Below are 13363 nucleotides of genomic sequence, written 5' to 3'. Positions count from 1 at the left end.
GCACGAAGCCCCCGCCACGGTCTCCCGTGGCGGGGGCTTCGCGGATGGGTCTCAGCCGATGGGCTCAGATCCCCGAGGGTCACGCCTCGGTGTGGCCCTTGCGGCGCCGGATGCCCAGGGCCGCCAGGCCCGAGGCAAGCAGCGCACCGACCAGGGCCAGCAGGCCCCCGGTGTCCATGCCGGTCCGCGGCAGCGTCCCGCTGGTGCCGGTGGTCGCGTCCTGCGAGCCGGAGCCCACCACACCGGACTCCACTGCACCGGAGCCGCCGTCCGAGCCGCCCGAACCGAGACCCGAGCCGGCGAGCGATCCGACCGTGCCGGCGCTCGATCCGTCCGTGCCACCGGCGCTACCAGCACCGTCGGTGCCGTCGGTGCCGTTCTCACCGCCAGCGCCGTTGGTGCCGTCGGTGCCGTCGGTGCCGTCGGTGCCGTCGTCACCACCCGGAACCTTCGCCCGGGTGACCTCGATGGTCACCGAGTCGTCGACCACCTCGCCCGTCGAGTCGACGGCCGTGGCCGTCACCTCGTACGAACCCACCGGCAGGTCACGGAACAGGGCGTCGTAGGTCGTCGCCTGTGCCGCGGCCCGGGCGACCGGGCTGTCGGTCTCGGCGACCTTCAGGCTCTGCACGAACTGCTCGCCGGAGTCCCGTACCGCCGTGATGTTCACGGACTGGATCCCGTGGGATCCCTTGGTGAGGGCCGAGCCGACCTGCACCGCGTCGTCCGTGGTGAACGTCGTGCCGTGGCTCGGGGTGGTGATCTGGATCTGCGGGGCCACGTACCCGATCGCCGCGTACGCACCCGAGGCCGTACCGGTGAACTTCTGCACCTGGCGGCCGTCGCGGACCACGCGGGTCATGTCGACCGTCACGTCACCCGCCTCGACGCTGCGGATCCCCGTCAGCAGCTTCTGCCAGGGCACCTCCTCGCCGGCGCGGACCAAGCCGAGGTCGATCGTCGTGCCGTCCGGAAGTCTCAGCACGGCCTTGACCGCACCCGAGCTCGTGTTGGTGAACGTGCCCGCGAGGATGACCTCGCCGTGCGCGTCCAGCGACGACTCCGCGACCACCGTGCCGGTGACCTCGACGGCGTCGGCCTCCTGGTAAGGAGCCTCGGCCGTGACGCGCTGGCCCGTCGGGTGCGAGCCCACGGAGGCGATCACGTCGATCACGCCGGCGCTGATCCAGGCCTTGCCCGAGTCGAACTCGTACTCCAGGACGTCCCCGTTGCCGACGCCCGTCGTGACGAGGTTCTCGCCCCAGGGGTTGACGATGGTGACCGTGGCCCCGTCCGGGCCCGTGTAGGTCACCGTGCCGGAGACCCGGACGGTCCCGCTGTCCGCATCGGCCTGGGCCGTGGCCGTGGCCTCGACCGCCGCCTTCGCGACGACCTTGAGCTTGGCCGCCTTCGACTTCACGACCGCGCCGCGACCGTCCGTCACCGACGCGACGACCGAGTACGTGCCCGGCGCCAGGTCCGTCGGGGTGTCGACCTCGAAGCTGCCGCGGAAGCCGGTCGTCGCCGTCAGGGTCCGCACGTCGTCACCCTGAGTGAGGGTCACCGACACCGTCGAACCCGACGGGACCTGCGGGGACCCACCGGTCACGTGTCCGTCGAGCTCGACCGACCGGCCCTCGATCACCGAGCCACCGTCCACGGAGACCGTGGGCGCCTCGTACTTCTTGACCTCGAACTGCTTCTGCTGGACCGGGGACACGTTGTCCTTGACGTCCACCGCCCGGACGGACACGGTGTGGTTGCCGCCCTGGAGGCCGTCCTTCGACAGGGTCCACGTGCCGTCGGCACCGACCGAGACGTCCTGCCACTGGCCGTTGTCGATCCTCACCTGGACCTTCTGGAGGTCGTGGGAACCCTTGGTCGCGGTGCCGGAGAACGTGAACGTCTCGTCCGACCAGTGACCGTCCGCGCCGTCCGAGGAGACCTTGGGCGCGCTCACCGACGGCTTGACCAGCGTGGCGACCTTGAGCGTCGCGGTGTCGGTCGCGTTGGTGCCGATGACCTTCGCCGTGACGCGCCACTCGCCCTCGGTGAGCCCCGTGATGTCGATGGTCCAGGTGCCGTCTGGGGCGACCTTCGCCTCGCCCGACTTCTGCACGTGGCCCTTCGTCAGAGTGACCCGGACGCCATCGCCGTCACGGCCCTGCGTCGAGGTGCCGGAGATCGTCGCGGTGTCGCCCTCGACGATCTGGGCGGTCCCGGTGATGTCGATCGCGGGCCGCACGACCTTCTTGACCTCGAAGCTGACGTTCGCCTCGTCGGTCTTGCCGTTCTTGTCGGTCACCGTGATGGTGCCCGAGTACTTGCCAGCCTTCAGCTCGCCCATGGCCTTGGTGGCTGTGCCGTTGCTGTACGCCATGTCGTACGAGTTGCCGTTCAGCACGAGCTTCGCGCTCTGGACGTCGGCCGAGCCCTTCGTGACGCTCGCCGACACCGTGACCTTCTCGTCGTCGTAGTGCTCGGTCGCGCTCTGGCCGGTCGACTTGACGCTCGTACCCGTGATCTGCGGCGGGAGCTTCTGCTTCTCGGTGACCGACAGGCTGCCGGTGGCGTGACCGACCTCCCTCCAGCCGAGGAGGTACCACTGGTAGGTCGTTGCCCTCACCGTGTAGGTTCCGGGCGCGAGGTTGGTCCCGAAGTCGGCCGTCCACTGCCTGGCGTCGACCGTCCTGGACGCAACGCGAATCCCGTTCTTGTAGAGGTGGACGCGTGTCTCGAAACCGGTGCCAGCCTGGGTGGTCGTGCCGGACACCCTCGCCGACTGCCCCTCCTCGACCGTCACGTCGTCGACGCTGACGGTGGCCCGGGCTTGCTTCTCCTGCGTCTGTGCGTCCTCCGTCTTCTCCGGGGCGCGCTGCGTGGTGGCCTTCTGATCGGTCGAGCCGGCCGACGTCCCGTCGTCCTTCGACGAGCTGCTCGCCGGAGCCTCGGGGGCCGCCGACTCCGGGGTCTCGGGCTCCGGGGTCTCGGGCTCCGAAGTCTCCGGCTCGGGGGTCTCGGTCGCCGGGGCCTCGTCGGACGATGAACCGCCGCTGGCGGAACCGTCCTCGCCCGACCCGTCGGCGGGGGCCTCGTCCGCCGTGCTGGTCGCGGTGGCGCCATCGTCGGCCTGTGCGCCGGCGCCGAGCGCCACGCCCGAGAGCGCGATGCTTGCCGCGAGGAACGAGCTTCCCGCCGCACGTGCCATGCGCCGGCCGTTGCGGACCGGACGCGTCGTTCTGTTCGACATGGTGTTCTCTTCCTGTCCTGCGAGGGCTCTCCCTCGCGACGTCTGTGGCGGCCTGCTGCCCTCGCGTTCGGGGGCGCGGCCTCGAATCGATTCAAGGCGCCGATGCGCGATGCACGACCGGTTGCTCGCAGCACGTGCCTCGATGGCCGCCTGGTCGTGCGCCGAGCGACGCCGCCGTGCGCCGTGGGGCCGACCCGTGCAGGCCGGGCGTGCGAGCCTCCCCGCGCCGTGCCGTCCCGCCGCGGCTAGCGTGTGGCCGTGGCCACCGGACCCGAACTGCTGCACCGGGGGATGCGCGACGGCATCGTCAGACAGCTGCAGGCGGGCACGAGCGTCGAGATCGTGGGCCTTCCGGGCTCGGGCCGCAGCACTCTCGCCGGCGCGGTCGCCGCCGCGCTGGAGGACGCCGGCTGGACGGTGCTGCGCGTCTACGGGGTCCGTGTGCTCCAGAACCGCCCGCTCGAGGTGCTCGCCCTCGCCGGTCTGGTCCCCCGCTCGGACGCGCGCAGCAGCTCTGCCGTGGCCGTGGCGTCCGCGCAGCTCGAGGCAGCGCTCGCGCCGCACCGCGCGGTCCTCGTCATCGACGACGTCGACGCGATCGACGAGACGTCGGCGGGTGTCGTCGCGGCGACGCACGCGCGCCACGCGTTCCCGATCCTGACGACCTCACGCCCCCGCCGCGGCGCGCACCTCATTCCCGGGGTCGACCTCCAGCCGGCGACCCGGGTCACCCTGTCGGCCCTCGGCCTGGACGCGCTGCAGGACCTCGTCGCCGGCGTGCTGCCCGGCTCCGTGTCCGCGTCGCTCACGGGAAGGCTGTTCACCATGTCGGGCGGCCTGCCGCGGCTCGCGCTGGCGATGCTGTCGATCGCCCAGCGGCGAGGCGACGTGCGGCAGGATCACGGGACCTGGCACCTCGACGGCGACCTGTTCTCACTCGAGCTGGCACCTGCGCTCGAGCCTTTCCTCGACGGGCTCGGCGCCCACGCCCGCTCCGCGATCGAGACTCTCGCGGTCGCCGGCACGCTGCCGGTCGCCACTGCTCGAGATCTCACGTCCACGGAAGCCTTGGCGGAGCTCGAGGCAGCCGGCCTGCTCCGGTACGGGACCCGGGGCGAGGATCTCGTCGTCGGCCTCTTCCCGCACGCCGTCGCCGAGTACCTCCGCCACGTCCTGCCCCGCATCCGCCGCTTCGAGCTCGACGAGCGGCTGGGGGCCGTGCGTCCCGAGGGCCGCCCGGCCCCGATAGACCGCCCGCTGCCGGTGCGCCTTCCGCTCCCCTCGACCCTCGTCGACCCGTTCCTCTCGGGCGAGGGACCTGAGGAGGCGGGCACGGTGCTCAACCGGCTCTTCGCCGAGGAGTGGTACCGCTCGACGCTCACCCGCCGGCACGAGTGGGAGGCGGGCCCGTCGCCGAAGACGGCGATCCCCTACATCCGCACGCTGGTGATCGGGGCTGCGGACTCCGCCTCCGTCCACGCCGTCATCGACGCGACGCCCCCGGGCGACGACCCGGTCTGGCGCACCCGATGGACCATCTGGTGCGCGAACGTCGCGGCCGAGGTGGACGACGACCTGTCGGGCGCTCTTGCGACCCTCGCCGTGGCGCGGGCGACGGCGGGCGACCTCGCGCCGTGGCTCGAGGCCGAGGAGCGCCGGCTGCGGATCCTGCACGACCGGGTGCCCTTCGGCGCCCAGGAGCTGGACGCCCCAGCGGTGCCCGAGGTGGCACGCCAGACGGTGGAGCGGGTCGAGACCCAGCGCCGGCTCGCGTCCGCCGACGCGGACGGGGCGCTCGCCTGGGACGCGGCGTCGGCCCCTGGTCAGGACGTCGAGCAGACCGTGTGGTCCGGCGTCGTCCGCGGGGTCGCCCTCGTCTCGGCCGGCCGGCACGACGAGGCCCTGAAGGTCTCGCGGGCCCTCCTCGAACGAGGTCGGGCCGAGCTGGACCCCGACGTGATCCACGGGCACGGCTACGTGGTGTCGCTGGCCCTCTTCCTGGGCGCGCGCATGAGCGAGCTGCACACCCATCTCGGGACGGTGCTCTCCACGGGGCTGCGTCCCACGCTGCACCGGCAGTTCGAGGCCGGGAACCGGTCCGTCGCGGCAGCGCTCGCCGCCATGGAAGGGCGGAGGGAGTCCGCGAGCGTGCTCGTGCAGCAGGCGTACCAACAGCACGGCACGCTCGGCCCCTACCCCTTCACGACGCCCACCTGGGCGGCGGGGCTGCTGGACACCCGGGCTCACGGCGAGTCCACCGATTCCCGCCGTCGTGCCGCGGACGACCTGTGGGCGGAGGCCCAGACCTTGTTCGGCCGTGGCGCGATCCTGGCGGGCAGCGTCGCCGGGAGCCTCGCCGTGGACTTCGCCGTGGACGCCGAGCGGCTCGCCACCCTCGACTCGCTGCGCTCCTCGACGAGCTCCGGTCTGGTGTCGGCGCTGGTGCAGCTCGCGCACGCGTCGGACGCGACCGCGGAGGAGGCCTTCGACATCGGACGCCAGCTGGTCACCGAAGGGCAGGTCCTCCTCGGCGCCCGCGCCTTCGCGCACGCCGCCGGCCGCGTGCAGGACACCGGGGACGCGACCGCAGTGCGCCGGACCCTCGCCGAGGCCCGCGAGCTGGTGCGCAGGCACGGGGGCGAGCCCGGGGCGATCGTGCGGCCGGTGGACCGCGCCGTGGGGCTCACGCCCCGCGAGCGGCAGCTCGCCTCGCTCGTCTCCGCCGGCACCTCGAACGAGGAGATCGCGCGCCAGCTGCACCTCAGCGTCCGCACCGTGCAGAACACGCTCGGCCGGGTCGTCGCGAAGCTCGGCGTGGACAGCCGCAACGAGCTCACCCCGGACCTGCTGGGCACCTGAGCCTGTGGATAACGGCAGCGGAGCCCTCGTCGGCTCCGGCAGGGTGGCCAGGCATGGACACCATCACCCCGTTCCGCCCGGGCGACGAGGTCGCCGACGACGCCGAGCTGCTGGAGCTCGCCCACTTCCTCGCGGGAGGCGTCCACCCCCGGGGGCGCACGCTCACCGTGACCTGGCTCGACGCCGACGACCGGCTCCTCGGCCTCGCCCTGCCGATCGAGGACGTTCCGCTGCGCCCCGACGCCGCGGCCCTCGTCGGTCTGGGCACCGTGCTGCGCAGCGTCGTCGACGACGAGGCGCCCGGCGGCTGCGCCGTCGTCGTGCTGGAGCGCCCCGGCGATGCGACGCTCACCGTCGACGACCGCGCCTGGAACCGCGACCTGCGCGAGCAGGCCGACGCCCAGGGCGTGCGGCTGCGCGGGTTCTTCGTCGCCGCCGGCGGCCAGGTGCGGCCGCTGGCGCTCGACGACGCGTGACCTCAGTCCTGGACGCGGACCGACTGGCTGCCGTCGACGACGTCGGCGGTGCCGTGCCGCAGCGGCCGCGGCTCGAGCTCCAGGAACACCAGCCCGCTGTCGCCGATGCGCGACCACGTGACGGCGAACCCGGACGGCGCGGCGCCGGCGTCGAACAGGCGCGCGCCGGAGCCGACGACGACGGGCGCGACGACGAGGCGCCAGACGTCGACGAGCCCCAGGTCGTGCAGGGTGCTCGCGAGACGCGCGCTGCCGTGCACCTGCAGCTCGCCGTCGCGCCCGTCCTTGAGGGCCTGCACCTGGGCGGCCAGCGAGGCGTCGCCGGCGGGGTCGATGACGGTCGTCCCCGCCCACGCCGGGTCGCGCAGGGTCGAGGACACGACATAGCGCGGCCCGGCGTCGATGCGGGCGGCGAGGGCGTCGTCCAGGTCGGTGACCTGCCCCCACGACGCCCAGAACATGTCGTAGGTGGTGCGGCCGAGCAGGAAGGCGTCGACCTCGGCGAACCAGCCGTCCACGACCTCCCCGAACACCGGGTCCGTGGTGAACGGGACGAACCAGCCACCCTCGGTGAAGCCCTCGCGGGTGTCCTCCTCGGGCCCGCCCGGACCCTGCACCACCCCGTCGAGCGACGTGAAGATGTTGACGCTGAGCCGCATGGGATCCTCCGTCATCGACCACCCGGCCGGCCTTTGCCCTGGACTTCCGCGCCTCAGCGGCATACTTTCACCTCGGCAGCATGCTGTGACCGGATTCACACACGCTACCGGACCGTCGAGGAGGGAGCCGGGCCGTGGCCGACGTGCTGGTGCTCAACGCGGGCTACGAGCCCCTGCACCGCGTGTCGGTCAAGCACGCCATCACGATGCTGGTCCGCGAGGTCGCGGTCGTCGAGGAGGCGGTCGAGGGCCACCGTTTCGGCCCGTACCCGATGCCCCGCGTGCTGCGCCTGGTGCGGTACGTCGCGATGCGCTGGCGGTACCGCAGCGCCGGCCGGCCGGCAGTCACCAAGGACGGCGTGAAGCGTCGCGACGGGGCGTGCGCCTACTGCGGCGGCCCGGCGGAGACCGTGGACCACGTGATCCCCCGCTCCCGCGGTGGCGACTCGTCGTGGCTGAACCTCGTCGCCGCCTGCGAGGCGTGCAACGGGCGCAAGGCCGACCGCACGCCGCTGGAGGCCGGCATGCCGCTGCTGCTCGCGCCGTTCGTCCCGCCCGCGGAGCACGGGATCGTGCGCCGTCGACGGCGCACCGCCGTGACCGCGGCGGCCTGACGCCCCGGCACCAGCCGGGGCGTCGGCGGGCCGTCAGGCGGCGGGGGCGTCGTCCGGCAGGTCCGGCACCACCGTGAGCGACCCGGTGGCGGGCAGCGCGTTCGCGCCGCCGTGGTCCGCCGGGGTGAGGGCACGGGACGCGATGACGCTGCTCGCGAAGTTCGCGTGGCACTCGGTGCAGTACCACTCGGGCGTGGGCACGGGCACCTCGAAGCCGCCGTACACGACGTCCGGCTCGGCGTTCATCACGTCGTCCTGGAACGTCATGCCCCACACGATCCGCTTGGTCTTGCCGCGCGCGCCGCAGCCCGGGCACTGGGGCCGCATCCGCGCGCGCTGCGACGCCACGGTGTGCGCGTGCAGCAGGTCGTGGCACTGCCCGCACAGCAGGTGCACGTCGCGCACGAGCTGCTCGAGGGTGCGCCCGCCGGCGGTGGTGGTGCCGAGGCGGACGGCGCCGTCGTCGTGGGCCTGCATGCGGTGCACGTCGACGAACCGCTCGCAGGTGGCGCAGCGCTCCTCGCGGCGCATCGACCAGCCCGTCACCGCCCGGTGGCCGAGGATGCGCAGGGCGTGCACGTCGGGCGCGGTGGCGCCGGCTCCGCAGTCGCCCGGGTCCAGCGTGTGGACGGGCCCGCCGCGGAACTGGTCCGCGACACCGTCGAGCACGAGGCGCGCGTGCTCGGGCGGCAGCCAGCCGGACGTGCCCGTGTAGGTGTCGGCGCCCTCGAACATGTCGGCCCAGACGATCGGCCGGTCCGGGCCGAACAGGTCGTCGCTCACCCAGCTCTCGCCGTCGCTGGCGCCCATGAGCTCGACGGCGGCGACCACACCGGCATCGCCGAGCACCGTGACCACCACGTCCCCGCGCTGCGGACCGTCCGGGCCGGCCGGCAGCCGGTGCTCGGGCGAGCGGGTCGCGATCGCGACGGACTCCGTCAGCCAGTCGGCCGACCAGTGCAGGAACACGGACGGCACGAGCCACGCGGGCAGCGCCGACAGGGAGGGGAGGGTCTCTCGGGTCACCGGGAGAACATATCGGGCGCCGACCCTCCGACACCACGGGCATGGTCGTTCCGGTCGCGACGTCCCCGCGCTAGGTTCCCAGCAGGCACGACGGCGTCGCCGCTCCGCACCGTGCACGACACCAGGCACCGCCGCCGCCCCGCCGACGAGCTTCTGCCGCGAGGAGGCACGGATGAACATCGGACTGTGGGTCGCCGCCGGGCTGCTGGCCCTGCTCTACCTGGCGGTGGGCTTCGTCAAGCTGACCCGCGGCCGCGAGCGCCTGCGCGCGTCCATGGGGTGGGTGGAGGACTTCCCGGTCGTCGTGGTGCGCTTCATCGGCCTGGCGGAGATCGCCGGCGCGCTGGGCCTGATCCTCCCCCTGGCCGCCGACGTCCAGCCGTGGCTCACCGCGACCGCCGCGACCTGCCTCGTCGTGCTGCAGGCGTTGGCGATCTCGGTGCACGTCCGCCGTGGCGAGCTGGCGCAGCTGTGGGTCAACGTGCTCCTGCTGCTCGCCGCGGCGTTCGTGGCCGTGGGGCGGTTCGCCGGCTGGTAGGAGCCGTGCGCCGCCGGGCCCCGGCCGTCAGCAGACGCTGTCGCGCGGCGCCGGCACCCCGAGACCGAACAGGGGCCGCAGGCGGAGCCCCACCCAGGTGCCGAGGAGCGCGACCGCGCCCCAGATCCAGCCGTGCGCCGACCCGGACGCGATGCCGGCGAGATAGGCGCCGATGTTGCAGCCACCGGCGATGCGCGCGCCGATCCCCATCGCGATGCCGCCCAGGACCGCGCCGAGCGCCAGCCGGGCGGGCACGCGGGTGTGCAGCTTCCACACGCCGGCCGCGGACGCCGCGAGCGCCGCGCCCACGATGATGCCGATGTCGGTCAGGCTCGTCTTGTCGGTGAGCACCGGGCCGGCGAGCGCAGCGGCCTGCGGCTCCGGCTGGAAGTAGGCCCAGGCCTCGGGGTTGCCGCCGAGCAGCCCCACGAGCTTCGAGCCCCACAGCGCGAACGCGCTGGTGATGCCCCACGCACCCCCGGAGACGAGCATCACCAGCCCGCCCAGCACGGCGAGCACGAGGGCGCCCACGACCAGCGGCCACGACCCGCGCACGACGCGCGCCCACGGCGTGCGGGCGGACGGGACGGCACCCTCGGGCGGCGGCGTGCGGCGGGCCTGCACGACGCGCGACGCGGCCCACACCAGCGACAGCAGCGCCAGCGTGACGGCCAGGGAGCCGGCCCACGCCCAGCCGCTGCCGCCGAACCAGTCCGCGAACAGCACCGGCTCGAGCGCGGGCAGGTCCTGCCAGAGCGGCGCCTGCCAGGCGGCGAGCGTCGACCCGACGACGAACCCGCCGAGCGTGAGCACGATCGACGTCTGCCCCGAGCCGACGGCGAACAGCGTGCCGGACGCGCACGCGCCCCCGACCTGCATCCCGACCGCGAAAAGGAACGAGCCGAGCAGCAGGCCCACGCCGATGGTCCCGGCGCTGGGCGCGGGCACCGAGCCGAACAGCCCGGCGCCGGAGCCGATGAGCAGGGCGAACAGCACCGCCGTCGCGCCGAGCAGCACGGTGTGCGCGCGCAGCCCGGCGCCGTTCCCGACGGCCACGAGGCGCCGCCACGCGGACGTGAAGCCGAACCGCGAGTGGAAGAGCGCCGTGCCCAGGCCGATGCCCAGGAGGAGCAGCACGGCGGGCTTGACGCCGTGCTGCGCCGCGGTCCAGGCCACGAGCGCGACGCCGACGACGGCACTCACGGCCAGCGGGACCCGGGACACGGGCGGCGCCGGGGGCGCGGCCGGGGCGGGCACGCTGGTCGGGGCGGGCGCGCGCAGGGAGCGCTGCGGACGGACGGGGGCGGCGGTGGTCACGACGGATTCCTCGGGACGGGGGTGCGGACGGTCGGACCGTACCCCTCGGCAACCGTCGGTCTCTAGGTCCGGGCCGCGCCGTCCCACATCATGGGACCGCCCGCGCTCAGCGCAGCGCTCCCCACTCGGCGTCGGTGAGCAGCCGCGACCGGATGAGGAACCGCACGCCCTCCGGCGCCTCCACGCTGAACCCTGCGCCGCGGCCGGGGACGACGTCGATCGTCAGGTGCGTGTGCCGCCAGTACTCGAACTGCGCGCGGCTCATCCAGACCGGCACGGCGAAGGTCTCCCCCGTCGCGCCGGGCTCGTCCGCCGGCCCGTCGGTCACGGCGAGGTCCCCGAGGTGCACGTCCGCGTCCCCGAGGAGGAAGTCGCCGTCGGGGTAGCACATGGGGCTGGAGCCGTCGCAGCAGCCACCGGACTGGTGGAACATCAGCTCGCCGTGCTGGCGCCGCAGCCGGGCGAGGAGCCCGGCTGCGGCGTCCGTCACGGCGACACGGGAGATCGTGTCGTCGGTCATCGGTCTAGAAGAACCCGAGCTTCTGGCCCGAGTAGCTGACCAGGAGGTTCTTCGTCTGCTGGTAGTGGTCGAGCATCATCTTGTGGTTCTCGCGCCCGACGCCGGAGCCCTTGTACCCGCCGAACGCCGCGGCCGCCGGGTACGCGTGGTAGCAGTTCGTCCACACGCGCCCGGCCTCGATGGTGCGCCCCGCGCGGTACGCCGTCTCGCCCTGCCGGGACCAGACGCCCGCGCCGAGCCCGTAGAGGGTGTCGTTGGCGATCTTCATGGCGTCGTCGAAGTCCGCGAACTCCGTCACCGACACGACCGGCCCGAAGATCTCCTCCTGGAAGATCCGCATCGAGTTCTTGCCCTCGAAGACGGTGGGCGTCACGTAGTAGCCGCCCGCCAGGTCGCCGTCCATCTCCGCGCGGCCCCCGCCCGTGAGGACCTTGGCGCCCTCCGCCTTGCCGATGTCGATGTACGACAGGATCTTCTCGAGCTGGTCGTTGCTCGCCTGCGCGCCGATCATCGTGTCGGTGTCCAGCGGGTTGCCCTGCTTCACGGCCTTCGTGCGCTCCAGGGCGTCGCCGAGGAACTGGTCGTAGATGTCGGCCTGGATCAGCGCGCGCGACGGGCAGGTGCACACCTCCCCCTGGTTGAGGGCGAACATCGTGAACCCCTCGAGGGCCTTGTCGTAGTAGTCGTCCTTCGCCGACGCGACGTCCGAGAAGAAGATGTTCGGGCTCTTGCCGCCGAGCTCCAGCGTCACCGGGATGATGTTCTGCGACGCGTACTGCATGATCAGGCGGCCGGTCGTCGTCTCGCCGGTGAACGCGATCTTGCGGATGCGCGAGCTCGACGCGAGCGGCTTGCCCGCCTCGACGCCGAACCCGTTGACGACGTTGACCACGCCGGGCGGCAGCAGGTCGCCGATGAGGTCCATGAGGAACAGGATCGACGCCGGGGTCTGCTCGGCCGGCTTGAGCACGACGGCGTTGCCCGCCGCGAGCGCCGGGGCCAGCTTCCACGTGGCCATGAGGATCGGGAAGTTCCACGGGATGATCTGCCCGACCACGCCGAGCGGCTCGTGGAAGTGGTACGCGACGGTGTCCTCGTCGATCTCCGAGATCGACCCCTCCTGCGCGCGGATGGCGCCCGCGAAGTAGCGGAAGTGGTCGATGGCGAGCGGGATGTCGGCGGCGAGGGTCTCGCGGACGGGCTTGCCGTTCTCCCAGGTCTCGGCGACCGCGATCTCCTCGAGGTGCGCCTCCATGCGGTCGGCGATCCTGTTGAGGACGTTCGCCCGCTCCGTGACGGACGTGCGCCCCCACGCGGGCGCCGCTCCGTGGGCGGCGTCGAGCGCGCGCTCGATGTCCTCGGCGTTCCCGCGCGCCACCTCGGTGAAGGTCTGCCCCGTGACCGGGCTGGGGTTCTCGAAGTACTGCCCGCTCGCCGGCGGGACGTACTCCCCGCCGATCCAGTGGTCGTACCGGGCGCGGTACTCGGCGATCGCCCCGGGCTGACCGGGGGCTGCGTAGACGGTCATGCTGCCTCCTCGCACGTGCGGCGCCTCGTCGCGCCGCGATGGACGCGACGGTAGGAGGCGCAGGGTTGCAGTTCCGTTGCAGTGCGGTCCGCACGACGGTCCGGGCTGGACCCTGGCCCGAGCGGACCGCAGGATCGCCGGAGGGCCGGGAGCCGGCCCGCGACGGGACGGGAGGCGTCGATGCGCGGCAGGTCGCGGTTGCTGATCGGCGCGGGAGTGGTGCTCGCCGTGGTGGTGGGCGCCTTCGTGCTCACGCCGGGCGGCGCGCTCGCCCGATCCCTGTTCGTCCTCCGGGAGCAGCGCACCTCCTGCGGCGAGGTCGAGCACGGCGCGCAGGGTGGCGGGATCCCTGCCGACGCGCGTGACTGCCTCGACGCGGCGTGGGAGTCCGGGGCCGAGCTCACGGTGATGACTCCGACCACCGAGGGCGACCCGACGTTCACCTACTACCGCGTCGGGGGCGGCGGCCTCGAGATCTTCCGCGACACGACAGGCGACACCTACGGGTCGGGCACCTGGAGCCGCAGCGTCTGCCCCGGCGACGACCTCAAGGGCGCGCTCGAGCGCTGCTGACCC

Annotated in this window: 11 protein-coding genes; 5 read left to right on the top strand and 6 right to left on the bottom strand. The window is 73.3% G+C overall.

Translation table 11 applies throughout. The annotated features are described in order from the left end of the window. Positions 1–79: 79 nt before the first annotated feature. The gene (locus ACFQ8E_RS05640; RefSeq protein WP_430549603.1) at positions 80–3250 is read right to left on the bottom strand and encodes an Ig-like domain-containing protein; all 3171 of its coding nucleotides are present in this window, start codon (positions 3248–3250) and stop codon (positions 80–82) included. A 258-nt stretch (positions 3251–3508) separates the two neighbouring features. Between ACFQ8E_RS05640 and ACFQ8E_RS05635 the strand changes: the two genes are divergently transcribed. Both ACFQ8E_RS05635 and ACFQ8E_RS05630 read left to right on the top strand, forming a co-directional pair. After that, positions 3509–6109, top strand: a complete 2601-nt coding sequence (locus ACFQ8E_RS05635; protein ID WP_430549602.1) for a LuxR C-terminal-related transcriptional regulator — start codon at positions 3509–3511, stop codon at positions 6107–6109. Positions 6110–6162: 53 nt separating this feature from the next. Next, positions 6163–6585 carry a hypothetical protein gene (locus ACFQ8E_RS05630; protein ID WP_430549601.1) on the top strand — a complete coding sequence of 141 codons (423 nt, stop codon included), beginning with the start codon at positions 6163–6165 and terminating at the stop codon, positions 6583–6585. 2 nt (positions 6586–6587) lie between these two features. Here the strand turns inward: ACFQ8E_RS05630 and ACFQ8E_RS05625 are convergent, their stop codons facing one another. After that, positions 6588–7244, bottom strand: a complete 657-nt coding sequence (locus ACFQ8E_RS05625) for a dihydrofolate reductase family protein (protein ID WP_430549600.1) — start codon at positions 7242–7244, stop codon at positions 6588–6590. Positions 7245–7378: 134 nt separating this feature from the next. Here ACFQ8E_RS05625 and ACFQ8E_RS05620 point away from each other — a divergent pair, with 134 nt between their 5' ends. After that, positions 7379–7858 (top strand): HNH endonuclease, encoded by a 480-nt coding sequence (locus ACFQ8E_RS05620; RefSeq protein ID WP_430549599.1) that lies wholly within the window; start codon positions 7379–7381, stop codon positions 7856–7858. Positions 7859–7891: 33 nt separating this feature from the next. Here ACFQ8E_RS05620 and ACFQ8E_RS05615 read toward each other — a convergent pair whose 3' ends face one another. After that, positions 7892–8884: a hypothetical protein gene (locus tag ACFQ8E_RS05615; protein WP_430549598.1), complete on the bottom strand. Its 993-nt coding sequence runs from the start codon at positions 8882–8884 to the stop codon at positions 7892–7894. 172 nt (positions 8885–9056) lie between these two features. Between ACFQ8E_RS05615 and ACFQ8E_RS05610 the strand changes: the two genes are divergently transcribed. Continuing rightward, entirely contained in the window at positions 9057–9422 is a 366-nt protein-coding gene (locus ACFQ8E_RS05610; RefSeq protein WP_430549597.1) for a DoxX family protein, read from the top strand. A gap of 27 nt (positions 9423–9449) precedes the next feature. Here ACFQ8E_RS05610 and ACFQ8E_RS05605 read toward each other — a convergent pair whose 3' ends face one another. The 3 genes from ACFQ8E_RS05605 to ACFQ8E_RS05595 form a co-directional block, all read right to left on the bottom strand. After that, positions 9450–10739, bottom strand: a complete 1290-nt coding sequence (locus tag ACFQ8E_RS05605) for a YeeE/YedE family protein (RefSeq protein WP_430549596.1) — start codon at positions 10737–10739, stop codon at positions 9450–9452. Positions 10740–10845: 106 nt separating this feature from the next. Next, positions 10846–11259: a DUF779 domain-containing protein gene (locus ACFQ8E_RS05600; protein WP_430549595.1), complete on the bottom strand. Its 414-nt coding sequence runs from the start codon at positions 11257–11259 to the stop codon at positions 10846–10848. Positions 11260–11263: 4 nt separating this feature from the next. Continuing rightward, the gene (locus ACFQ8E_RS05595) at positions 11264–12787 is read right to left on the bottom strand and encodes an aldehyde dehydrogenase family protein (RefSeq protein ID WP_430549594.1); all 1524 of its coding nucleotides are present in this window, start codon (positions 12785–12787) and stop codon (positions 11264–11266) included. A gap of 180 nt (positions 12788–12967) precedes the next feature. Here ACFQ8E_RS05595 and ACFQ8E_RS05590 point away from each other — a divergent pair, with 180 nt between their 5' ends. Further along, on the top strand, positions 12968–13360 hold the full coding sequence (locus ACFQ8E_RS05590; RefSeq protein WP_430549593.1) for a hypothetical protein: 393 nt from the start codon (positions 12968–12970) through the stop codon (positions 13358–13360). Positions 13361–13363 lie beyond the last annotated feature (3 nt).

This window comes from Isoptericola sp. NPDC056573, assembly GCF_042793335.1.
In the GTDB taxonomy this organism is placed as follows: domain Bacteria; phylum Actinomycetota; class Actinomycetes; order Actinomycetales; family Cellulomonadaceae; genus Isoptericola.
This window is presented reverse-complemented; position numbering and strand designations above follow the sequence as displayed.

Excerpts from the sequence above, each read along its gene's own strand:
- ACFQ8E_RS05640 (WP_430549603.1), bottom strand. The coding sequence starts at position 3,250 with ATGTCGAACAGAACGACGCGTCCGGTCCGCAACGGCCGGCGCATGGCA.
- ACFQ8E_RS05630 (WP_430549601.1), top strand. The coding sequence starts at position 6,163 with ATGGACACCATCACCCCGTTCCGCCCGGGCGACGAGGTCGCCGACGAC.
- ACFQ8E_RS05625 (WP_430549600.1), bottom strand. The coding sequence starts at position 7,244 with ATGCGGCTCAGCGTCAACATCTTCACGTCGCTCGACGGGGTGGTGCAG.
- ACFQ8E_RS05610 (WP_430549597.1), top strand. The coding sequence starts at position 9,057 with ATGAACATCGGACTGTGGGTCGCCGCCGGGCTGCTGGCCCTGCTCTAC.
- ACFQ8E_RS05600 (WP_430549595.1), bottom strand. The coding sequence starts at position 11,259 with ATGACCGACGACACGATCTCCCGTGTCGCCGTGACGGACGCCGCAGCC.
- ACFQ8E_RS05595 (WP_430549594.1), bottom strand. The coding sequence starts at position 12,787 with ATGACCGTCTACGCAGCCCCCGGTCAGCCCGGGGCGATCGCCGAGTAC.
- ACFQ8E_RS05590 (WP_430549593.1), top strand. The coding sequence starts at position 12,968 with ATGCGCGGCAGGTCGCGGTTGCTGATCGGCGCGGGAGTGGTGCTCGCC.